19 protein-coding genes are annotated in these 21,453 nt (G+C 66.5%); 9 read left to right on the forward strand and 10 right to left on the reverse strand.

Annotated elements, in window-relative coordinates:
- Positions 1 to 33: 33 nt before the first annotated feature.
- The 4 genes from AB1609_01760 to AB1609_01775 all read right to left on the reverse strand — a co-directional run bounded on the left by AB1609_01760 (position 34) and on the right by AB1609_01775 (position 4,883).
- The gene (locus AB1609_01760; GenBank protein MEW6045196.1) at positions 34 to 1,362 is read right to left on the reverse strand and encodes an extracellular solute-binding protein; all 1,329 of its coding nucleotides are present in this window, start codon (positions 1,360 to 1,362) and stop codon (positions 34 to 36) included.
- Positions 1,363 to 1,601: 239 nt separating this feature from the next.
- Positions 1,602 to 2,432: a carbohydrate ABC transporter permease gene (locus tag AB1609_01765; protein MEW6045197.1), complete on the reverse strand. Its 831-nt coding sequence runs from the start codon at positions 2,430 to 2,432 to the stop codon at positions 1,602 to 1,604.
- Positions 2,422 to 3,252 (reverse strand): sugar ABC transporter permease, encoded by an 831-nt coding sequence (locus AB1609_01770; protein MEW6045198.1) that lies wholly within the window; start codon positions 3,250 to 3,252, stop codon positions 2,422 to 2,424. The genes AB1609_01765 and AB1609_01770 overlap by 11 nt, the downstream gene beginning before the upstream one ends.
- Before the next feature lie 242 nt (positions 3,253 to 3,494).
- Positions 3,495 to 4,883 carry an ABC transporter substrate-binding protein gene (locus tag AB1609_01775; GenBank protein MEW6045199.1) on the reverse strand — a complete coding sequence of 463 codons (1,389 nt, stop codon included), beginning with the start codon at positions 4,881 to 4,883 and terminating at the stop codon, positions 3,495 to 3,497.
- A gap of 404 nt (positions 4,884 to 5,287) precedes the next feature.
- Between AB1609_01775 and AB1609_01780 the strand changes: the two genes are divergently transcribed.
- Positions 5,288 to 6,160 carry an HAD-IIA family hydrolase gene (locus AB1609_01780; protein MEW6045200.1) on the forward strand — a complete coding sequence of 291 codons (873 nt, stop codon included), beginning with the start codon at positions 5,288 to 5,290 and terminating at the stop codon, positions 6,158 to 6,160.
- On the opposite strand, the gene AB1609_01785 is transcribed toward AB1609_01780, so the two are convergent.
- Complete coding sequence (locus AB1609_01785; GenBank protein ID MEW6045201.1) at positions 6,157 to 6,744, reverse strand: glycerol-3-phosphate responsive antiterminator; 588 nt, start codon at positions 6,742 to 6,744, stop codon at positions 6,157 to 6,159. The two genes, AB1609_01780 and AB1609_01785, sit on opposite strands and share 4 nt — an antisense overlap.
- A 99-nt stretch (positions 6,745 to 6,843) precedes the next feature.
- On the opposite strand from AB1609_01785, the gene AB1609_01790 reads away from it, so the two are divergent.
- Positions 6,844 to 7,458 carry a hypothetical protein gene (locus tag AB1609_01790; protein ID MEW6045202.1) on the forward strand — a complete coding sequence of 205 codons (615 nt, stop codon included), beginning with the start codon at positions 6,844 to 6,846 and terminating at the stop codon, positions 7,456 to 7,458.
- Positions 7,459 to 7,466: 8 nt separating this feature from the next.
- On the forward strand, positions 7,467 to 9,197 hold the full coding sequence (locus AB1609_01795; GenBank protein ID MEW6045203.1) for a glycerol-3-phosphate dehydrogenase/oxidase: 1,731 nt from the start codon (positions 7,467 to 7,469) through the stop codon (positions 9,195 to 9,197).
- On the opposite strand, the gene glpK is transcribed toward AB1609_01795, so the two are convergent.
- Complete coding sequence (gene glpK, locus AB1609_01800) at positions 9,146 to 10,657, reverse strand: glycerol kinase GlpK (protein MEW6045204.1); 1,512 nt, start codon at positions 10,655 to 10,657, stop codon at positions 9,146 to 9,148. The genes AB1609_01795 and glpK overlap by 52 nt on opposite strands.
- Before the next feature lie 187 nt (positions 10,658 to 10,844).
- On the opposite strand from glpK, the gene AB1609_01805 reads away from it, so the two are divergent.
- Positions 10,845 to 11,819 (forward strand): 1-phosphofructokinase family hexose kinase, encoded by a 975-nt coding sequence (locus AB1609_01805; protein MEW6045205.1) that lies wholly within the window; start codon positions 10,845 to 10,847, stop codon positions 11,817 to 11,819.
- A gap of 6 nt (positions 11,820 to 11,825) precedes the next feature.
- On the opposite strand, the gene AB1609_01810 is transcribed toward AB1609_01805, so the two are convergent.
- On the reverse strand, positions 11,826 to 12,914 hold the full coding sequence (locus AB1609_01810) for a trypsin-like peptidase domain-containing protein (GenBank protein MEW6045206.1): 1,089 nt from the start codon (positions 12,912 to 12,914) through the stop codon (positions 11,826 to 11,828).
- A 152-nt stretch (positions 12,915 to 13,066) separates the two neighbouring features.
- On the opposite strand from AB1609_01810, the gene AB1609_01815 reads away from it, so the two are divergent.
- Positions 13,067 to 14,308 (forward strand): MFS transporter, encoded by a 1,242-nt coding sequence (locus AB1609_01815; protein ID MEW6045207.1) that lies wholly within the window; start codon positions 13,067 to 13,069, stop codon positions 14,306 to 14,308.
- Here AB1609_01815 and AB1609_01820 read toward each other — a convergent pair.
- The 3 genes from AB1609_01820 to AB1609_01830 all read right to left on the reverse strand — a co-directional run bounded on the left by AB1609_01820 (position 14,281) and on the right by AB1609_01830 (position 17,318).
- Positions 14,281 to 15,768 carry a tripartite tricarboxylate transporter permease gene (locus AB1609_01820; GenBank protein ID MEW6045208.1) on the reverse strand — a complete coding sequence of 496 codons (1,488 nt, stop codon included), beginning with the start codon at positions 15,766 to 15,768 and terminating at the stop codon, positions 14,281 to 14,283. The two genes, AB1609_01815 and AB1609_01820, sit on opposite strands and share 28 nt — an antisense overlap.
- Before the next feature lie 96 nt (positions 15,769 to 15,864).
- A complete protein-coding gene (locus AB1609_01825) occupies positions 15,865 to 16,290 on the reverse strand; it encodes a tripartite tricarboxylate transporter TctB family protein (GenBank protein ID MEW6045209.1) in 426 nt (141 codons plus the stop codon).
- Between the two features lie 53 nt (positions 16,291 to 16,343).
- On the reverse strand, positions 16,344 to 17,318 hold the full coding sequence (locus tag AB1609_01830) for a tripartite tricarboxylate transporter substrate-binding protein (GenBank protein MEW6045210.1): 975 nt from the start codon (positions 17,316 to 17,318) through the stop codon (positions 16,344 to 16,346).
- Between the two features lie 209 nt (positions 17,319 to 17,527).
- Here AB1609_01830 and AB1609_01835 point away from each other — a divergent pair, with 209 nt between their 5' ends.
- The 4 genes from AB1609_01835 to AB1609_01850 all read left to right on the forward strand — a co-directional run.
- Complete coding sequence (locus AB1609_01835; GenBank protein ID MEW6045211.1) at positions 17,528 to 18,907, forward strand: MmgE/PrpD family protein; 1,380 nt, start codon at positions 17,528 to 17,530, stop codon at positions 18,905 to 18,907.
- 78 nt (positions 18,908 to 18,985) lie between these two features.
- Positions 18,986 to 19,891 (forward strand): methylisocitrate lyase, encoded by a 906-nt coding sequence (gene prpB / locus AB1609_01840; GenBank protein ID MEW6045212.1) that lies wholly within the window; start codon positions 18,986 to 18,988, stop codon positions 19,889 to 19,891.
- 59 nt (positions 19,892 to 19,950) lie between these two features.
- Positions 19,951 to 21,105 carry a citrate/2-methylcitrate synthase gene (locus tag AB1609_01845; GenBank protein ID MEW6045213.1) on the forward strand — a complete coding sequence of 385 codons (1,155 nt, stop codon included), beginning with the start codon at positions 19,951 to 19,953 and terminating at the stop codon, positions 21,103 to 21,105.
- 25 nt (positions 21,106 to 21,130) lie between these two features.
- The coding region (locus AB1609_01850; protein MEW6045214.1) for an ECF transporter S component at positions 21,131 to 21,453 on the forward strand (323 nt) is incomplete at its 3' end.

Raw genomic sequence — 21,453 nt, forward strand, 5'->3', positions numbered from 1 at the left:
GGCGCACCGCGCCGGGCCCCGCCCGATACCTCCCTACCGGTACAGCCGGTTGTAGTCGTCCAGAACCTTGTTGGCCTGCTGAGCCGCCTCGGCCAGTGCCTCCTCGGGACTCTGCTTGCCGCTGAAGAGGCGTTCGAGGGCCGTATCGACGATATCACGGATCTGTACGAAGTTGCCCAGCAGAACACCACGGGTGGCAGGCGTATCAGGGCCGAGCTGAATCTGTCTGAACGCCGTTGAGTAGTTCGGATGCTGCTGGAACCATCCTTCCTGTTCCAGCAGCTTGACGGCCGTGTTGGTGGCAGGGAAGTACCCCGTGTCCTTGTGCCACTGGATCGTCTGCCTCGGTTCACTCAGGAACTTCAGGAACGCCACAATGGCGTCCCGCTCTGCCTGCGTGCGGCCGCGCTTGTTGATGACCCACAGCGACGCGCCGCCGATGACGGACTTACCCTCCGGCTGGCCCTCGATGCGAGGCAGAAACGCGGTCCCGACCTGGAATCGGGCAGCCTGCTCGATGGTGCTCACTTGAGACGTGGACTGGAGGAGCATGGCCACGTCGCCCGAGAGGAAGGCGCGGTTGGGCGCGTACTCGCGGCCGCCATACATCAGCAGCCCTTCCCTGGCCCACCGCGCCCAGCGGGAGGCCACCATCTGTCCGAAATCGCCGTTGAAGAGCACGCGAGTCGCCCGGCCGTTTCGCCCGTTGTCGTTGTTCGCGTAGGGCTGGTCGTGGTAGGCAAACGTCTGCTCGAAGATCCAGGCCGGCCAGCCGAACGTGATGGCCCCCCGGGCGGCCCCGCTCTTGATGATCTGGCGGCCTATCTCTTCCACTTCGGCGAACGTGGACGGGGGCTTTTCGGGGTCCAGGCCGGCTTTGCGGAAAGCGTCCTTGTTGTAGTAAAGGATGGCCGTCGAGGAGTTGAAGGGCATGGAGTAGAGCTTACCGCCAACCGTGTAGTACCGGAGGATCGGTTGGATGTAGTCGCTGAAGTCGATGGCCCCCGGCAGGACAAGGTCTGTTACCGGGATGATCGCGCCGCTGTCGACCATCGTCTGCGTACCCACTTCATACACCTGAACGATGTCCGGGGGATTGCCGGACCGGATCGCCGCAATCGCCTTCGTTAGAGTCTCGGCGTAGCTTCCCGTAAACAGCGGCTCGAGCTCGTAGCCGGGGTACGCACGGGAGAAGCCCTCTGCAATCCCTTTGGTGATCGCTTCGTAGCGGGCACCGCCCATGGCATGCCACAGCGTGATCTTGACTCTCGCCTGAACGGGACCCGCCGCCGCCCCGACGGCCAGCATGACGGCCAGCACGAGGACGCCCACGAGATAGCGGTTACGAAACTGGAGCGTCATCATCGCATGCCCCCCGTCTATCGCACTCTCCCCAGCGTTGGGGTCCGCGGCTCAACCGCGGCCTCGCAAACACTGCCTTCGGTTAACCCCGCTCTTTACCGGCCTGTCGTCAGGTTGTACTGCGCGATGGCGTCCGTCACCGTCCGGGCCGCCTGATCCAGGGCTGCCTTCGACGTGGCTCGCCCTGCCAGCACCGTCTCGATGGCTCACTCGATGGTCTAGGCGGTGCCCCCTCTCCGTCATCCCTTCAGGCCGGCTGACATGAAACTTTCGACGAACCGCCGCTGGTAGATGAGAAAGAGTAACATTAGCGGCGCTGTAACGAGGACGGTGGCAGCCATCAGAAGCGTCCAGTCGGCCCCGCTCTCTTGCTGCACGAAAAGAGCCAGGCCGATCGTCAACGTGCGGACCGAGGGCGTATCGGTGACAATGAGTGGCCAGAGGAAGTCATTCCAGTGGGTCACCACGCTGATCAGCCCGAAGGCGACCAGAGTCGGTTTGCACAGGGGAATGAGAATGTGCCTCAGGAATTGCAGCCGCGAACATCCGTCGATGGTCGCGGCATCCTCAAAGTCACGCGGCACCTGGCGGAACGCCTGTCGTAGAAGAAACACGCCATATCCGCTGGCCCAAAACGGAAACATGAGGGCAACGCGTGTGTTCAGCAACCCAAGGGACTTGATGGTAAGATAATTAGGTACGATGACCGAGTGAATGGGCAGCATCATCTGGATAAGGAACAAGGTGAAGAGAAAAGTGCTACCCTTGAAGCGCATTCGGGCAAACGCGTAGGCCGCAAGCGTCACGGTCACGAGTTGCAGTACGAGGATGCCGGAGACCACGATCACGGTATTGATGAAGTACGTCCCAAACGGCGCATTCTCTAGGACTTCCGGGTAGTTCTGAAACGTGACGGGGTTTGGGATCCACCTGGGCGTCACCGAGAAGACGTCGCGCCGCTCCTTCAGAGACGTGACAATGGCCCAAAGGTATGGAACGAGAGCCACCCCGCTCACGGCAAGCAACAGGGTGTTGAGCGCCTGGCGAAGGGCTAATGCTCTATACTTCATAAAAGGCCCTCTTCTCCATGAAACCCAGCAGGACACTGATGACCCCCAGCAACCCCAGGACGAAGACGACGGTCAGTGCCGCCGCCTGCCCGATGTCCCAGAAACGGAAAGCGTGTTGGTAGATGTAGTAAACGAGGACATTCGTCCGATCCGCAGGTCCTCCCTGAGTCATGACGTGAACGAGGTCGAAGACCTGGAAGGAAGAGATCATGCCCACTACGACCACGAAGACTGTGGTGGGGGCTGCCAGGGGAAGGGTGACGTAGCGGATGCGGTGCCAGAACCTTGCACCCTCGATGGACGCGGCCTCATAAAGCTCCGTCGGGATCATCTGAAGCCCAGCCAGGTAGATCAGCATGTAGTAACCAAAGTGCTTCCATATGCTGGTTACCATGATGGCCGGCAATGCCCAGTTCATGTCATACAGCCATTCCACGCGAGGTATGCCAAGGCGCGACAGGTAGTAGTTCACCAGCCCCATGCTCGGATTGAGAAGCCAAACCCACAGCATACCTGCTGCCGCCATCGGGATCATCGTGGGGTAGAATGCTGCCACCCGGTAGAGCGCACGGATGCGCCCGAGAGGCTCGTTGACCAGGATTGCCAGCGCAAGCCCGAGCGCCATCGTCAGAGGGATGGTAACGGCGACGTAGAGCAGGGTGTTCTTGATGACCAGCCAGAAAATCGGATCCCTGAGGAGCTTCGCATAGTTATACGTTGGGGCGAAGACGGGAATCGGCGTAAACACGTCACTCCGAAACAGGCTCAGGTAGATGGAATACAGCACGGGATAATAAGTGAATATGACTAGAAGAATCAAGCTTGGCGCAAGCATCACGTAGGGAGTGAGTGGCGTACGCCACTTACCTCCGGCGATAGCCCGTATGGCAGTCGCCATACGATTCTGGCCTGGTTGCTTCAGCTGGGCCCTAACGGACACGGCCACGAAACGTACCTCACTCTCCGACCGCCTCTACCTATGGTGGGCTGCGGCGGCGACTACGTGCGGTGCACCGCCGCAGCCCGCTTCGCGCACCTGCGGCCTTGGGCCGCTAACTCGAATTACCGAGCCATCCAGTCCCTCAACACCTCTTCTGCCTCAGTCTGAGCTCGGTCAAGTGCGGCCTTGGGTGCCACCTTACCACCGGTTGCGTCATCAAGTGCTCGCTTCAGGATCTCCCGTATGCGCTGGAACGAGGGACTCATCATCTTACCGTACGCATACTGCAGCTGATCCCTGGCAACGAGGTATTGCGGGTTCTCCTGAACGTACTGTTGCATTTGCGGCACGTTGTAGGCCGAACGCCGCGTGGCTATGTAACCGGATGCGATGCTCCACAGGGCAGCATTCTCAGGCGACGTCATCCACTTCACGAACTCCCACGCCGCATCCTGACGCTCCCTGGGAATCCCTCTGAATATAAAGAAGTTCCCGCCGCCGACAGCCGCCCCATAGGATTTCCTGGCCGGCATGAAGGCCACTCCGAAGGGGAACTTCACGGATTGCTTCAGGAAGGTTAGGATCCCCGTCGAGTGGTAGAGCATGGTTGTACGCTCTGCGACGAAATCAGGCGGCGTTGATGCCCAGGTGCTATGTGGAGGGGCGACCTTCAGCTCACGCGTGAGGCGCACCCAGAACGACAATGATTCGACAGCCTGGGGTGAGTTGAAATAGACCTTTCGTGCATCAAAGTCCATCAGCGCAGCTCCGTTTTGGCGAACGAACCCTTCGAAGAGCCAGTCGTTCCAACCCCCCGATATGATGACACCCCACCGTTGGACCTCTGCAGAACGGGAATCCGTCTTTACGAGCTTCAATGCGTGGCTTTCCAGTTCGTCCCACGTGGCCGGCGCCCGCTTGGGGTCGAGCCCAGCCTCCGTGAAATGCCGCTGGTTCCAGTAAAAGACCGGGGTGCTACGCTGGAACGGGATCCCGTAGAGTTTTCCCTCGAAGTAGCTGTTCGCCAGGAATGCCGGGAAGAAGTCCGTTAAATACCCAGGCCCGACCTGGTTCACGTACTCGTCCAGCGGGATGATCGCGTTCATCGCGAGCAACGTGGGCATCTCGGATATCTCCACGATGGCGACGTCCGGCGGGTTACCGCCCATTACGGCGGTCTGGACCTTTTGCATGGTGGGATCATAGTCGCCTGTGTAAACCGGAACCACTTCGATGCCCGGATGCTCGGCGTTGAAGCGGCTCACCATTCCGTCGATGACTCTTGCAAGCGGCCCTGCCACACCCACCGGGTAATAGAAGGCCAATCGTACAAGCCTCGAGGGAGCGGCGTACGAAACGGCCGGCGCAAGCACGACGGCAAGCAGGGCCAGAATGAGAACAACCCTACTTCCCACGTTCGTCCGGACACGCCGTGACCCACCGGTGTCCATCCTGCCCCTCCTTGCACGATATGTTTGCGACCCGTTCTTCGATGCTTCCACACCAGCCACGCTCCCTTCCGTCTCCTGCGGCCCCCCTCGCCCCTGCAACCAACTGACAAATAGCCCCGCTCCCGACAGCACACCCCAGGCGCGCTGTTACTTCGGAAGCGGGGCAACTCCTGACTCTCCAGCCCTGCCCGTCACTGGGGGATTCGATGAAACGATCAGTTTTCCCTCCTGACATGAAGAAAGGTTTAGGCAAGCAAGGAGCCACCGGCTGGTTCCGGCCCCCCGCGAAAGGGATCCTCGACTCCGTGCCGAATCTCGCGTCGCAACCAGATGAGCGTATGCCGGGCCCAGAGCCCGGAAGTGCGCAGGGTCGGGAGTACGGGAGAAGGGCCCCTGCGTCGGCTGGTTTTTCAGCCTGACGTGGGGGCTTGTCGCGTTCGCGTAGAACGGAGGGGGCAAGCCACATGACCCGGCCGGGGCTCGCAGGGGGTGTGCAGAGGGACGGCGTTTTCCCCTGGCAGTCGTTTTCGGGGTACATATTCGACCTCGATGGGACCGTCTATCTCGGGGAGCGCTTACTTCCGGAGGCGGACCGGGTCATCGCTGCCCTTCGCGCCTCGGGTCGGCGAGTGGTCTTTCTTTCCAACAAGCCCCTGCAGAGCCGCATCAGCTACGCTGTCAAACTGACCCGGCTTGGCATTCCGACCGGTCCTGACGATGTCATCACCTCCAGCGTGGTTCTGGCGCGCGAGCTCTCGACCCGCCACGCCGGAAAGCGTGCCTACGTCCTCGGAGAACCGCCCCTGATCGACGAACTCCGCCAGGCGGGTGTCGTCGTGGTTGAGGATCCCGAGTCCTGCGGGTGGCATGTGGACTTTGTGGTGGCCGCATTTGACCGAACGCTTAGCTGGGAAAAGCTGAACCACGCGCACCAGGCTCTTCGCCGGGGGGCCCGCCTCATCGCCACGAACCCGGATCGTACCTGCCCTGTCGAGGGGGGCGACGTGCCCGACGCGGGTGCCATCATCGCGGCGCTCGAGGCCTGTTCCGGGAAGGCGCTGGAGTGGGTGGCCGGCAAGCCCTCGCACCTCATGGTGCAGACGGCCCTTGCCCATCTGGGCAGTCTGCCTTCTGAGACCGTCCTGGTGGGCGACCGCCTCGAAACGGACATCGCCATGGCCCGCCAGGCCGGCATCGCCTCGGTACTGGTGCTGACGGGCGTAACGGACCAGGTCTCGGCCGGCCGGGCACCCGCCGAGCTGCGTCCGGACTTCGTGCTCGGCAGCATTGCGGAGTTGGTACCGGTGGCTGAGGGTCCGCCCGCCAGAGGCGGTTAAGGCCGGTAGGACCAGAGCTGGCGGGCGCTGGTCGAGACTGCCACTACCGGGCTTGCCAGGACGCTTTCGAGTTCCTTGGGTGTCTGGACGAGGCCGCCGGCGATAACCGGAGGAAGGTCGGCGAAGGGGATCCGAGGGGCAATGGCGGGAACCACGAGAGCAGGCATCACCTCCACAGCGTCGGGCTTCGTGTTCTTGACCACGGAAAGGGCCGTGGCAAGCGACGCCGAGTCCAGCAGGAAGACCCGCTGGATGGCCACCAGCCCGCTCTTGCGCGCGTCCCGGATCAGTGCGCTGCGGGTCGTGATCACGCCGTCGACGCCGATGTCTTTCGCCAGAAGCTCCAGGCCCGCTGCATCTTTGCCGACGCCGTCCACGAGGTCCAGGTGTGCGAAGCAGTACAGGCCCCATTCGCGACAGGCCCGGGCCATCGCTCTCAGGTCGAAAATCGTACAGTTTAGCACAAAGACGACGGGGACCGCGGAGGCCTTCACCGAGGCGAGATCGTCGCCCGATCGGACGGCCGCGATGACGCGTGTGTGGCGAAGGTGCTCGATCCAGGACGTTTTTGCCGGTCTTGCCATGTGGTCTGCGGCCTCCCGGGCGACCACCTTCTCCGTTCGCCCCAACGCCCCTGCATGGGCAGCCTGGCAACTGCGCCGCTGGGGAGGAGAGGGTCTCTGATGGACGGTACGAGCCGGCGCCGGTTGCGGTACCTGGGCCACCCTCGGGTGACCGGATCCGCCCTCGGATACCTCGGGCTCGCCACCCTCCTGCTGGCCGTGGTCTGGCTGTTCAGGGAGGGAACGCAACCCACTGAGCCTTCGGGGGGGCTTGACGGCGTCCGCACCGCCCTGGTGACGCAGGTTGCGTACGACCTGTCCGCGAGCGGGTCGTCCGGCCCGGTGCTGGTGGTGTCGATGAGGAGCAGCGGCGCCGCTCCGGGCGCCGTGGGGGTCGCCGGCTTCCGGCCGGCAAGCAGTCAGACGGAACTGCACATCGTGGCCTCCGGGCTCATCGCAAGCTCGAACTCATCACAAGCCAGCCCGGGCTATACCGTTGAACTGCAGCTCAGGACCGGTCACGACTTCCGGGTCGGGACGTTGCGCCCTGCCGGAAAAGGGCGCTGGTCGCTTCAGGCTCGTCTGCCCTACCCGCTGGGGGAGATCCGTAACGTTCGCATCCTCCGCCAGGGTACGCCCATCCTTGACGCCGACGTGGCGGCAGCGGGGCGATGGGCCGGTGCCGCGGTCGTAGCTGAGAACGGGCCACAGCCAACGCCCGACGCAGAAAGGTGAGGGTTCACATGCGTAGCGCAGATCTGTCGGTCATCGACCGCACCGGCGCGCTACACGCGATGGCGGCCGAGGGTGTCGACGTGCTGGTCATCGGCGGCGGCATTACCGGGGCCGGCGTAGCCCTCGACGCCGCCACGCGCGGTTTCAGAGTCGGCCTGGTGGACCAGGGAGACTTCGGGGCCGGTACGAGCAGCCGTTCCACCAAGCTGGTGCACGGCGGCATCCGCTACCTCCCGCACTTCGATCTTAGCCTGGTACGGGAGGCGCTGATCGAGCGGGCGCGCCTTGCTGCCAACGCCCCGCATTTGGTCCGGCCCTTGCCATTTCTCGTTCCGTTTTACCGGGATCTGACCCGGCCCCTGGGCATCCACCTACCGGGGGCAGCACGCCCTCTGCTTCCGATGGCCATCAACCTGGGGCTATGGTTCTACGACCGGCTCGCCGGGGGCATGGTCTTGATTCGCCACCGGCCCGTCAGCCTGGCCGAGGCGCTGCAGATGTTCCCTTACCTGCGCCGCGAAGGGCTCCGGCGGGCATCCCTCTACTACGACGCCCAAACGGACGACGCCCGACTCACCGTCGCCGTGCTCCGTACCGCTCGCCTCCACGGCGCGCGGTGCGTCAACTATGCCCGCGCCGTGCAGCTGGTGCGCTCCTCCGGGCGCGTGAGCGGCGTGGAAGTGGAAGACCTTTTGGGTGGCAGCCGTTATCGAATCCCCACCCGCTGGGTCATCAACGCGGCCGGCGTATGGGCACAGGAGGTCTCCCGAATGGCAGGCACCCCGCAGGCGGTGCAGCTGACGCTCAGCAAGGGCGTTCATCTGGTGCTGCCCAAGGAGCTGGTGGGAGTCGGCAACGCCGCGCTGGTTCTGCCCGAAACCGAGGACGGCCGGCTTGCGTTCATCGTCCCCTGGGAAGGGCGAGCGGTCCTGGGAACAACGGATACGCCATACTCCGGTTCGATGGAGCAACCCCCCGTCACCCGGGAGGACGTGGAGTACCTGCTGCGGCATGCCCGCCGCTTCCTCAACGTCGAACTCGAACCGGGCGACGTGCTGGGCGCCTATGCGGGGCTGCGCCCGCTGGTCAGCGCGGGCGGCCGGTCCGCGGACATCTCCCGACGTCACGCCGTGGTGAGGCACGAGCCGGGCTTCATCAGCATTATCGGAGGGAAACTCACGACGTACCGGCGTATGGCCGAGGACGTTGTGGACGTGGTGGCCCGCGAGGAGGCTCGGGCAGCGGCCACCGGCTCGAAGGGCGCAGACGCGCTTCCCTGCCGCACCGAGCGGCTGGTTTTTGTGGGCGGCGAGGAGCCAGAATCGTGGCCGCATCTCGTGCGTGACGCCATCAGGATGGGGCTCGCTCCCTCGAACGCAGCACGGCTGCTGCGGACCTATGGCGCGGAGCTTGGCCGCCTCCTCGAGCTGATCCGAGAAGACCCGGCGCTGGGCGAGCCCATCGCGCCGGGCGTCCCTTACGTCGCCGCCGAGGTGGTCTTTGCGTGCCGGAGTACCATGGCCACCAATCTGGAGGACCTCATGGTGCGGCGGCTGCGCCTGGCGCTGGTGGATCCCCGGGCGAGCCTCGAGGCCGCGGCCAACGTGGCGCGTCTGATGGGGGAAACGCTGGGCTGGTCGACGGGCCGGCAGGGCGACGAGGTGGAGCAGTATCGGGCCGCGCTGGCCTACTCGAGCCAGTCGACGGCGCGCTCGACCGCCCGGAGCCACCCCCTGTAAGCGGCCTCGCGGCGGTGTTCGTCCCACTTCGGGAGCCAGCGCGCCTGCTCTTTCCAGTAGCGGCGCAGGCTGTCCAGATTATCCCAGAAGCCGACGGCGAGTCCCGCCGCATAGGACGCGCCGAGCGACGTGGTTTCGGCCACGGTGGGCCGGATGACCGGGACGCCGAGGATGTCGGCCTGAAACTGCATCAAGAGTTCGTTGACCACCATGCCGCCGTCGACCTTGAGGGCGGTCAGCTTCACACCGGAGTCCCGGTTCATCGCGTCCACGACCTCCCGGGTCTGATAGGCGGTGGCCTCCAGGACCGCCCGGGCCAGGTGCCCTTTGTTGATGTAGCGGGTGAGTCCGATGATGAGGCCGCGCGCCTTGTTGTTCCAGTGCGGGGCGAACAGGCCTGAGAAGGCCGGGACGAAGTAGATGCCGCCGCTGTCTTCGACGGTCCGTGCGAGCTCTTCCACCTCGGCCGAGCGGGAGATGAGCCCCAGGTTGTCCCGCAGCCATTGGACCAGGGCCCCGGTGATGGCAATCGACCCTTCGAGGGCGTAGACGGCGGGCTCGCCGCCCATCTTGTAGCCGAGCGTGGTCAGAAGCCCGCTGTTGGACGGAACCGGGCGGGTGCCGGTGTTGAGCAGCAGGAAGCAGCCGGTGCCGTACGTGTTCTTCGCCTCGCCGGGCACGAAACACGTCTGGCCCACCAGCGCCGCCTGCTGGTCGCCCAGGTCGCCGCAGACCGGGACGGCCGCGCCGAGCGGCCCATCGGGCCGGGTCGTCCCGTACAGGCCGGGGTCGCTGGAAGGCCGGATGGCCGGCAGCATCTGTGGCGGGATGCCGAGGCAGTCCACGATCTCGGGGTCCCAGGCAAGCGTGTGCAAATTCATGAGCATCGTGCGGCTGGCATTGGTCACGTCGGTGACGTGCACGCCGCCGTCGGGGCCACCTGTCAGCCACCAGATGAGCCAGGTGTCGATGGTGCCGAAGACGGCCTCGCCCCGTGAGGCGGCATCCCGGGCCCCGGGTACGTTGTCCAGGATCCACCTGATCTTGGGGCCCGAAAAGTAAGTCGCAACGGGCAGGCCCACTTTCGGACGGAACCGGTCCTGGCCGCCCTCTTTTGCGAGTGCATCGCAGATCGCGGCTGTGCGGGTGTCCTGCCAGACGATGGCGTTGCCGTAAGGCTGGCCGGTTCGCCGGTTCCAGACGACGGTTGTCTCCCGCTGGTTCGTCACGCCGATGGCGGCGATGTCAGAACCGCCAATGCCGGCTTTGGCCAGTGCGCCTCGGATCACGTCCTGGGTGCGCTGCCAGATCTCGATGGGATCGTGCTCAACCCAGCCCGGCCTGGGGTAGATCTGCCGGTGTTCCTTCTGGTCCATGGCCACGACGCGGCCCTCGGCGTCGAAGACCATGAAGCGGGTGCTGGTCGTTCCCTGGTCGATGGCGGCGACGTACTTTCGCACACTGGCGGGCCCCCTTCGCCAGAGCCTTTCAACGATCCGGTCCGGAGACCCTCCTGCACGAGTTAGACCCTACTCTACCTCACAGTGACACATTTTGCAGGCGTCCTGTAGAGGAGCCGGGCTCCGCCCTCACGAAAAGGCGCCCGGTGACGGAAGCCGCTACAGCGGCGAGAGTGCGGGGTTCGCTATGATTGTCGTTTTTGGTCCCAACCTGGCCGTAGACCGGACCCTCGGAGTGCCAGGATTTCAAGCCGGCCGGGTATTCCGCACGGGGCATACCCTCACGGTGCCGGGCGGCAAGGGGGTCAACGTGGCGCGGGCGCTCAAGGCCCTCGGGGGCGAGCCGCACCTCGTGGGCCTGGTTGCCGGGTGGACGGGGCGGTTCATCCGGGAGGGCCTGGAACAGGAAGGTATCCCGGCAACGCTGGTTGAGGTCGGCGGCTTGTCTCGCACCTGCACCATCATCGTCGACCCCAGAAGCGGCGATGCCACCGTCATCAACGAGGAGGGCGACCTGGACGTCACACCCGAGCACCTGGCAGCACTTCAAAGTGCACTCAGTGCGCTAGTTGCTCAGGCCCAGGTCGTCGTCTGCAGCGGCAGCCTGCCGCAGGACCTGGCACCCGACTCCTACGCGAGGGTGATCGCGCAGAGCCGGGAGGCCGGGGTGCCTTCGATCCTTGACACCAGCGGGGAAGCGCTGCGTCTGGGGGTCCGCGCGCGGCCCAGCCTCATCAAGCCAAATCGCTCCGAACTCCTGCAACTCGCCCGCAGCGACCAGGCTGACCTCGAAGTCGCAGCCGACCCGGGGTTTGGCAGCGGCGAAGTGATGCTCGCAGAGGCGGCCCGCCACGTGATGTCCACCGGCCCCGAAGCCGCGATCGTCTCCCTGGGCGCGGCGGGAGCCATCGGCGTCACGCCCGAGGCCGCCTGGGTCGCCCGCTCGCCAAAGGTACAGGTGGTGGACCCTATCGGTGCCGGCGACAGCATGGTGGCGGCGCTGAGCTGGGGGCTGGCACGGGGGCTTCCCCTCCCCGAACTCGTCGCACTTGGGGTGGCTTCGGGCACGGCCGACGTGACCACCTTCGGTGGAGGGCTGATCAGTCGCCAGGCGGTCGAGGATCTTCTGGCACGGGTGTCGGTGGCGCCGCTGGCGCTCTAACCCCGGCTACCGCTCGTCCGGCACCTGCGCCGGGCGCGCCTCGAGCTGCGCCCGCAACTCCAGGGTCTGCCCGCCCCGCAGCACCTTCACCCGCACCGTTTTGCCCACCTCCGTGTAGCGGGCGATGTAGACGAGGAGATCGTCAAAGCTCGCCACCGGCGTATTGTCAATGGCCACAATCACGTCGCCCCCGACCGGTACGCGCTGGCCTCCTGTCAGAACCGTCCGCTGCGTGCCCCGCAGCCCCGCCTTTTCGGCGGGTGCACCCGGGATGACCCGGTCGACGTAAGCGCCCCGCGTCTGACGCGCAAGCCCGTTGGCCTGGGCAAGCTGGGGCGTCAAGGTGGTGCCGCTCACCCCGAGCCACGGCCAATCGTAGCGGCCCCGCTCGATGAGCGCCGGCACCACGCGCTTGACCAGGCTCACCGGCACCGCAAAGCCCGCCCCCTGGAAAATCCCCGTGGCACTGCGGATGGCCGTGGTCACGCCGATGACCAGACCCGACGAGTCCACCAGCGGGCCTCCCGAGTTGCCGGGGTTGATGCTGGCGTCTGTTTGGATGATGTCGGGGATAACGAACTCGCTCAGCGAGGCCGGGATGGTGCGGTGAAGTCCGGAGACGATCCCCACCGTCATGGTGCCGCTCAGACCAAAGGGGTTGCCAACGGCGATGGCCTGCTGCCCGACCTGCAACGTGTCCGAGTCCCCCAGCTGCAGCGGCTGCACGTCGGGCGGAAGCTCGTCCACCTTCACCACGGCGAGGTCGCTGTCACGGTCGGTGCCCACCACCCGGCCCTCGAGCACCGTCCCGTCGAGGAACGCGACCTCCACGGAGCGTGCGCCGCTCACCACGTGGTTGTTGGTAACGATGTACCCGCGCGGGTCGATGACGAAACCCGATCCCTGCCCGTCTTCCTTGCTGAGGCTGACCACCGCCGGGGCAACCCGCCGGTAGATGGCAACCAGCACCTCTTCGCCCGGCTTCAGCGCGCTCAAGGGCCGCGCCGACAGCAGGGCGATACCCGCCGCTGCCACTACCACCATCGCCACGCTCGCAACGAGCCGAACCGGCCTCCGCCGCGCCTCCTGCCGCACCGCCCGGCCTCCCTCGGGCATGGATTTCCGGTATGAGCCTATTGTACGCGGGTCACCGGAAGCGATGGAAGCGGGGCCGAGCAGGGGCGTTCGAGGTGCCGTCGAAACCGATGCCTGTTGGCCTCAGGGCGTTTACGGCGGGAGGTAGCGTCGTGCATTCTGTGGACACTCGCGCGGACCGGGCGCACGCGATGCGCTTCATCGTTCTTTTGGGCCTCGTGAGCCTGTTCGCCGACATGACCTACGAGGGGGCCCGCAGCGCGACCGGCCCCTTCTTGCTTTCGCTGGGCGCGAGCGCCGGCGTCGTGGGTGCCGTGGCCGGCCTCGGGGAACTGCTCGGGTATGCCATCCGCCTCGGCTCCGGCTACCTGACCGACCGCATCCGGCGATACTGGCTCCTGACGGGGATAGGCTACGGGGTCAACCTGCTTGCCGTGCCGCTCCTGGCCCTCGCCGGCAACTGGCAGGTCGCCGCCGGCCTTGTCCTCCTCGAACGCATCGGCAAAGCCGTGCGAACGCCCTCCCGGGACGTGATGCTGTCGTTTGCCACCCGGCAGGTGGGCCGGGGGTTCGGGTTCGGCCTGCACGAGATGCTGGACCAGATCGGTGCCGTCGCCGGGCCGCTGCTGGTGGCGGGCGCGCTGTTCACCGGCGAAGGGTACCGGAGAGGGTTCGCCGTGCTCCTGGCGCCCGCCATGCTCGCGCTGGGCGTGCTGGCGGCGGCACGTGCCATCTTCCCGGCCCCGGCCCGGTTCGAACAGGACGAGAACGGCGCCCCGGCACCCCGTGCGGGCCCGTTGGAGGGCACGGCCGCGCACACCGCGGCCGCGGCCGTCCGTGCCCGGCTGGGGCGTCCGTTCTGGCTGTACGTTGCCTTCACGGCCGTGGCGGTGGCGGGCTTCGCCCACTTCCAGCTCATCTCGTACCACATCAAAGCCCGGGGGCTGATGGACGACCCGTCGATCCCCCTGGCTTTCGCCCTGGCAATGGGCGTCGACGCGCTGACGGCGCTCGTGGTCGGCAAGCTGTACGACCGCATCGGAATGGGAGCCCTGCTCGCTTTGCCGGCCGCCACCATTCCGGCCACCGTTCTGGCGTTTGGCGGCTCACCGGGGGCCGCGTGGGCGGGAGTGGCGCTGTGGGGCATGGTGATGGGCGTTCAGGAGACCATCATGCGGGCGGCCATCGCCGACCTGGCGCCGCCTGAAGTCCGGGGCAGTGCCTACGGGATCTTCAACACCGCCTTCGGGGGAGCGTGGTTCCTGGGGAGCACGGCCATGGGCCTGCTCTACGAGGTATCGGCCGCCTGGGTGGTCACCTTCTCCGTGACCATGCAGTTGCTGGCCGTGCCCCTGTTTGCGGCGGTTCACCGCGCGTCGCCGCGGCCGGCATAGGGCTCGTGTGGGGGCGGGGCGGCGGCCCTCCACCTCTGCCGGCTGCGAAGGGTGCGAACTGCCCGGGGGCCGACCAGCACCAGCGCCGCCGTGGCCAGCAGGGCCGCCGAGATCGGGTGGGTGAGGAACACCGTGGGATCACCCTGGCTGATGGCCAGGGCGCGCCGGAATTGCTGCTCCGCCATTGGGCCCAGAATCATGCCGATGATGGCAGGCGCCGGAGGGAAGTCGTAGCGACGCATGACGAACCCGACGGCACCGATCAGAGCGAGCAGCACCAGGTCCACGACGGAGCTGTTGAGGCTGTAGGTCCCGAGAGCCGCGAAAACCAGGATGCCCCCGTACAGCAACGGCTTCGGAATGGCCAGCAACCTCACCCAGATGCCCGCAAGGGGCAGGTTCACGATGAGCAGCATCAGGTTGCCGATATAGAGGCTTGCGATCATCCCCCACACCAGGTCAGGCGCCCGTTCAAACAACAGCGGCCCGGGCTGCGACCCGTACTGCTGCAGACCCGCCAGCATCATGGCCGCGGTCGATGAGGTCGGCAGCCCCAGCGTCAGGAGCGGCACCAGCACGCCAGCGGCCGAGGCGTTATTGGCCGCTTCGGGACCGGCCACCCCCTCGATGGCGCCCTTTCCAAACTCGTCCGGGCGCCGGGTGAGCCGCCTTTCGATCGAGTAACTCAAGAAGGTGGGGATCTCAGCCCCGCCGGCCGGGAGCGCTCCCAGGGGAAACCCAACGATGGCCCCCCGCAGCCACGCCTTCCAGGACCTCGCCCACTCCTCCCTGGTCATCCACACCGAACCGCGCACGGGCGTCAGCTCGCCGTCGCCCCGGCCCAGTCGAGAGGCCACGTAGAGCGTCTCCCCCACCGCAAAGAGCCCAACGGCCACGATGACCACGTCGATGCCGTCCAGGAGTTCCGGCACGCCCAGCGTGAACCGCGCTTGCCCGGTCTGCAGATCGATGCCGACCAGCCCCAGGCCCATTCCGAACAGCAGGCTGGTGAGTCCCCGCACGAGTGACCGGCCCATTACGGACGAAACCGTGGTGAACGCCAGCACCATGAGGGCGAAGTACTCGGCCGGCCCGAACCGCAGCGCAAGCCTGACCAAGACCGGCGCAAGGAAGGTGAGGCCTATCGTGCCCACTGTCCCCGCCACGAAGGACCCGATGGCAGCGGTTGCCAGGGCCGCGGCGCCCCGCCCCTTCCTGGCCATCTGGTTGCCTTCCACCGCGGTGATGATGGAGGCGCTCTCCCCGGGGGTGTTCAGGAGGATGGCGGACGTGGAACCCCCGTACATGCCCCCGTAGTAGATCCCCGCGAACATGATGAAGGCGCCCGTGGGATCGACCCGAAACGTTACGGGCAGCAGAAGCGCTATCGTCAAGGCGGGGCCGATACCCGGCAGAATGCCAACTGCCGTGCCGAGCACCACCCCGGCGAACGCCCACATGAGGTTAACAGGGGTCAGGGCAACCGACAGGCCGTGCACCAACGCTCCGATCGTCTCCGTACCCGCTTCGCCTCCTGTGCCAATGGTGGCCCGGCTTTACCCCACAACCCCCGCCGGCAAGGACAGACCCAGCCCGCGGGTGAACACGAGGTAAGTCGCCGCCGACACGATGAGTCCGACCAGCGTGTTCGCGGCGAGGCGGCGGCTACCCAGGGCGTACGCGCTCAACCCAAAGAGCAGCGTGCTCGAGAGGATGAAACCCGCGCGCTCGATGAGCGCCATGTGGAGCAAGAGCCCCGCGGCCACCAGGCCGGTCGCCTTCCAGTCGCAAGCGGCATCACCGCCCGGCGCTTCACCCCTCAGGGCGCTTCGAACCAGTAGCACCCCGGCCACGACCAGGCCGCTGCCGACCAGTACGGGGAAAAACCGGGGGCTGATTCGCGCATAACCTGGAAGAACCCGCAGGGCGTACGCCCCCGCTATGAAAAAGAGGCCGAGCCCCGCGGCTGCCAGGCCGACCATAAGGTAGCCTGGAGCTGGACCCCTGGCGGGGCCCGACCCCGCAGCGCCGGCCCTCACGGGCTGATCAGGCCGATCTCCAGGAGAACGTCCCGCACCCGCCGCGTTTCATCGGCCAGGAAGCTGGCGAATTCGTCGCCGGCCAGGAAGTAGTCGGTCAAGCTGTATCGCGCCAGGGTATCCTGCCACTGAAGCGTCTTCACCGCCACCCCGACCGCCTCGATCAGCGCCTGCTTCTCGGCGCTGCTGATGCCGGGAGGCGCCACCAAACCGCGCCAGTTGGCCAGTTCAATGTTGAGCCCCTGCTCGCGAAGCGTCGGGATGTCAACCCCTGGCAGCCGGTTCTCAGAGGTGATGCCCAGGGCCCGCAACTGGCCGGCCTCGATCTGCGCCCGCCACTCGCCGTACCCGCTTATGCCGGCGGAGACGTGGCCGCCCAGCACCGCGGCCAGGGCCTCGCCGCCGCCGGAGAACGGGATGTAGTTGACCTGACGGGCGCTGAAGCCCACCTCTTTGGCAATGAGGCCGGCAAGGATGTGGTCGATGCCGCCCGCCGAACCCCCGCCCCACGAGATGGACCCCGGGTTGCGCCGGAAGGACTCCAGCAACTCGCCAAGCGTCCGGAAAGGCGAGCTCGCCGGAACTACGATCACCTCGTACTCGCCGGTGAGGCGCGCGATGGGCGTCGTCTGTGCGAGGGACACGGGCGACCGGTTCGTCAGGATGGCGCCCACCATGACGGCCCCGGTCACCATGAGCAGATCGCCACGGCCGCGTTCCGTGGAGACCAGCCTCGCCAGGCCGACGGTGCCTCCGGCGCCCGGCACGTTGAAGACCTCCACGCCGCCCACAATGATGTGCTGCTCGGTCAACACCGCCTGCAGCGCTCGGGCCGTCTGATCCCACCCGCCGCCCGGTGCCGCCGGCGCCATGATGCGCAGTGACGATGGTGCCGCAGAGACGACGGAGGCACCCAGCAAGACGAGTACCCCAAGCGTCGACATGAAAGCCCGTACAAAAGGAGCCGCCACCGGCCTCATCCTCGACCTGGCACCTCCCCAAACGAGACTTCGGCTGGATGGCCGCGGGGTTCGGTATGGCTAATCGTTTTCCCTCTTGCTCGCCTGCAAACGGGAAGCGATACCCTCCTTACCCGCCACCAGGAAACCGGGGGCGCCACGCTGAACCGGTTTGCCGCGAGGCGAGGCAGGCAGCGAGGTCAAAAGAGGGGGGCGCGCGCTTGAGCGACCGATACAGCCGCATGCTGGCCGAGTACGCTGCATCCGTTCGCTGGGAGGACGTGCCGGCGCCCACCGTTCACGAGGCGAAGCGCCGCGTGCTGGATTCTGTCGGCGTGGCCATGGCTGCGTTCGCCGAGGACAGCCCGAAGGCGGCACGGGGTTACGCCTTCGAGTTCCCGCTGGCCGGCGGCGCCACGCTGTGGGGCACGCCGTTTACGGCCGCGCCCGACGTGGCCGGGTTCGCCAACGGCGTCATGGTGCGGTACCTGGACTTCAACGACACGTACCTCTCCCGGGAACCGCTTCACCCCAGCGACGTCATCCCGCCGCTGTTCGCCGTGGCGGAGTGGCAGGGGCTTCCGGGGCGAGACCTGATCCTGGCGGTGGCCATCGCCTACGAGATCGGGGTCAACCTGTGCGATGCGGCAAGCCTGCGCCAGCACGGATGGGACCACGTCAACTACATCGGCATAGCGGCGGCGGCAGCCGCCGGCCGCCTGCTGGGGCTCTCCGTGGAACAGATCGAGCACGCGATCTCGCTTTCGTCCGTCCCCCACGCCTCCATGCGCCAGACCCGAGCCGGCGAACTCTCCATGTGGAAGGGCGCCGCGGCCGCCAACTCGGGACGCAACGCCGTGTTCGGGGCCGTGCTGGCCTCGAAGGGGATGACCGGGCCGTTCCAGCCGTTTGCCGGCAAGATGGGCTTCTTCAAGCAGCTGCTGGGCGGAGTGCCGTTCGACGAGGCGGCGCTTTCGCCCATGAGCACGAAGCGGCCGCCCCGGCGCATCCTGGACACGTACATCAAGTTCTGGCCGGTGGAGTACCACGCCCAGAGCGCGGTGGACGCGGCGCTGGAGCTGCGCCGCGAGATCGGTGACCCGGGCCGCATCGAGTCCGTCCACATCGACACCTTCAAGGCCGCATACGAGATCATCGCCAAAGACCCGGAAAAGTGGCAGCCCGAGACCCGGGAGACGGCCGACCACTCCCTGCCCTACATCACCCTGGTGGCGCTGCTGGATGGCCGGGTAACGAAACGGTCGTTCGCCAGGGAGCGGTTCACGGAGCCCGCCATCCGCAAGCTTTTGAAGGAGCGCACGACCCTCAACGAGGACCCCGAGTTGACCCGCGGCTATCCCGAGGGCATCCCCAACCGCATCCGGGTGCGAACCCGGGACGGTGCCGAGTACGTCAGGGAGGTGCGGCACCCCAGGGGGCACGCCCGCAACCCCATGACCGACGACGAGGTGGTGCAGAAGTTCCGGCTCAACGTGGAGGACGCCTTCACGCCCTCGCAGGCGCAGAGAGTCGTCGAGTTCGTGATGAACCTGGAGAACCAGACGGATCTGCGCAAGCTGGCCGGGCTTCTGCGCCTCTGAGCGCCTCGCGGCGGGGGCCCGCGGCAGCGGCGTGCCGCCGTGGGCGGCGGCGGGGGACCTGGGAGGGGGGCCTGGAACGTGGGAGCGTGGCTGTTTGAGAGTCGCGACGGCGAGGATCGCCCGGGAGCGGCGCTGCGGCGGCTGGTCGAACAGGAGCCCATCGTGGTGGCGCCGGGGGCGTTCAATGCGCTGGTGGGCGCCATCGCCCGGAAGGTGGGGTTCAAGGCCCTGTACTTCTCCGGCGCCGCCTACTCGGCGAGCCTGGCGCTCCCCGACCTCGGCATCTTCACGCTCACCGAGCTGGCCCATGCGGTGCGCCAGCTTTACCGCGCCACGGGGCTTCCCATCATCGTGGACGCGGACACGGGGTTCGGGGAGGTCCTCAACGTGGCGGCCGCGGTGCGGGAACTGGAGCATGCGGGGGCGGCCGCGATTCAAATCGAGGACCAGGAGATGCCCAAGAAGTGCGGCCACCTGAGCGGCAAGTCCGTGGTGCCGGCCGAGGAGATGGCGCAGAAGGTGGCGGCGGCCGCGCGGGTCCGCCGGGATCTGCTGATCGTGGCCAGGACGGACGCCAGGGCCACGCACAACTTCGACGAGGCGGTGCGGCGGGCGCGGCTCTACGCCGAAGCTGGGGCGGACGTGGTGTTCCCCGAGGCGCTGGAGTCAGAGGAGGAGTTCCGGGCGTTTGCGCAAGAGCTCAAAGTCCCGCTTCTCGCCAACATGACGGAGTTTGGAAAGACGCCGTATCTCAGTGTGGAGCAGTTCCGGGCGATGGGGTACCGGCTGGTCATCTTCCCGGTGACCACGCTGCGGGTGGCTGCACGGGCCATCGAGGAGGCGCTGACGGCGCTGCGGGACAGGGGCACGCAGGCGGGCTTCCTGGATCGCATGCAGACGCGCCGGGAGCTTTACGAGCTGATCGGGTACGAGGAGTACGAGAACTTCGACCGGGAGCTCTCGAAGCGGGCCGCCGAACGCTGACAGCGGCGCTCGGAGACCCAGGCAGACCTTGACCTTTTGCGCACGGGGGGTTGAGCGAAGTGTCAACGGAGGCTTACAGCCCGGGGCTTGAAGGCGTCATCGCTACCGCCACCTCGATTTCGTACCTCGACGTGGACCACGAGCAGATCGTGGTCCGGGGCTACGACCTGATTGAACTGGCTCGCCAGATGAGTTACCCCGAGGTTGCGTTCCTGGTCATCTACGGGCGAATGCCGTCGCCCGCCGAGGCGAACGAGTTCGAGGCGGGCCTGAAGCGGCAGGCGGCGCTCCCCGACGAAGTTCAGCGGCTGATGCAGATCCTGCCCCCGAGGATGGAGGTGATGGACGGCCAGCGCACCGTCCTTTCGTTCATGGCGGGGCTCGAAGACCCGGACGAACTGCGGGACACCTCGGTGGAGGCCAACTTGCGCAAGGGCATGCGCATCCTGGCGAGGATGCCCGCCATCACGGCCGGCGTGTACCGGACGCTTCGAGGGCTGCCTCCGGTGAAGCCCGACCCGGCGCTCACGTTTGCCGAAAACTTCCTCTACATGCTCACGGGAACCCGGCCCGACGCCCAGGCCGCCCGGGTCTTCGACATGACGCTCACGTGCTACATCGAGCACGAGATGCCCAACTCGACGTTCGCGGCCCGGGTCATCGCCTCCACGCTGTCGGACATCTACGGCGCCGTGTGCGGGGCGGCCGCTTCGCTCAAGGGCCCGCTCCACGGCGGCGCCAACGAGGCCGTCGCCCGGATGCTGGTGGAAATCCTGCAGCACGGGGGGGCGCAGGGCGCCGAGGCGTACATCATGGACCGGCTGCAGCGCAAGGAGCGAATCATGGGGTTCGGGCACCGGGTTTACATGAAGAAGTACGACCCGCGGGCGTACCTTTTGAAAGAGTACATCCCGCAACTGGCCGCCAAGCGGCCGGACGGGCAGGAACTGTATCAGATTTATCAGACAGTGGAACGGGTCATGCACCGGGAGAAGGGGCTTTTCCCCAACGCGGACTACCCGGTGGGGCTCATCTACTACCTGCTCGGCATTCCCGTCGAACTCTACACGCCCATCTTCCTCGCCGCCCGGACGGCGGGCCTGGCGGCGCACGTGGCAGAGCAGCACGCCGCCAACCGGCTGTTCCGACCGAGGGTGCTGTACGAGGGGCCAAGAGGCCTACACCCCGGTACCCGGGCTTCCGTGCCTTCTTAGACCATACCGTTGGGAGGATCGAGCGGTGAGGGCAGAGCCACGGCGCATCACGGAGGTGGCGGTGCTTGCCGCCGGATCCACGGTGGCCATGATGACCATCCACTTTCCCATCGTCCCGGGTGCCCCGTTCTTGAAGTACGATCCCAGCGACGCGGTCGGCTTGCTGGCAGGCTTCCTGTTGGGGCCGGGCCCGGGGGTGTTGACCGTCCTGTTGAAGGACGTGCTCTTCTGGCTCATCCGGGACGGCAACCCGCTGGGGCCACTGGCCGACTTCATCGCAGCGGCCACTTTCGTCGGGGTGGCGGCCCACCTCTTCCGGCGGCTTGCTCCAGGAGGTCGTCCGGGCGC

This window comes from Bacillota bacterium (assembly GCA_040754675.1).
Taxonomy (GTDB): Bacteria; Bacillota; Limnochordia; order Limnochordales; family Geochordaceae; genus Geochorda.

What these genes read in the sequence shown, in the direction of transcription:
- AB1609_01760 (MEW6045196.1), bottom strand. Translation starts at nt 1,362, where the DNA reads ATGACGCTCCAGTTTCGTAACCGCTATCTCGTGGGCGTCCTCGTGCTG.
- AB1609_01765 (MEW6045197.1), bottom strand. Translation starts at nt 2,432, where the DNA reads ATGAAGTATAGAGCATTAGCCCTTCGCCAGGCGCTCAACACCCTGTTG.
- AB1609_01780 (MEW6045200.1), top strand. Translation starts at nt 5,288, where the DNA reads ATGACCCGGCCGGGGCTCGCAGGGGGTGTGCAGAGGGACGGCGTTTTC.
- AB1609_01785 (MEW6045201.1), bottom strand. Translation starts at nt 6,744, where the DNA reads ATGGCAAGACCGGCAAAAACGTCCTGGATCGAGCACCTTCGCCACACA.
- AB1609_01790 (MEW6045202.1), top strand. Translation starts at nt 6,844, where the DNA reads ATGGACGGTACGAGCCGGCGCCGGTTGCGGTACCTGGGCCACCCTCGG.
- AB1609_01795 (MEW6045203.1), top strand. Translation starts at nt 7,467, where the DNA reads ATGCGTAGCGCAGATCTGTCGGTCATCGACCGCACCGGCGCGCTACAC.
- AB1609_01805 (MEW6045205.1), top strand. Translation starts at nt 10,845, where the DNA reads ATGATTGTCGTTTTTGGTCCCAACCTGGCCGTAGACCGGACCCTCGGA.
- AB1609_01820 (MEW6045208.1), bottom strand. Translation starts at nt 15,768, where the DNA reads ATGTGGGCGTTCGCCGGGGTGGTGCTCGGCACGGCAGTTGGCATTCTG.
- AB1609_01825 (MEW6045209.1), bottom strand. Translation starts at nt 16,290, where the DNA reads ATGGTCGGCCTGGCAGCCGCGGGGCTCGGCCTCTTTTTCATAGCGGGG.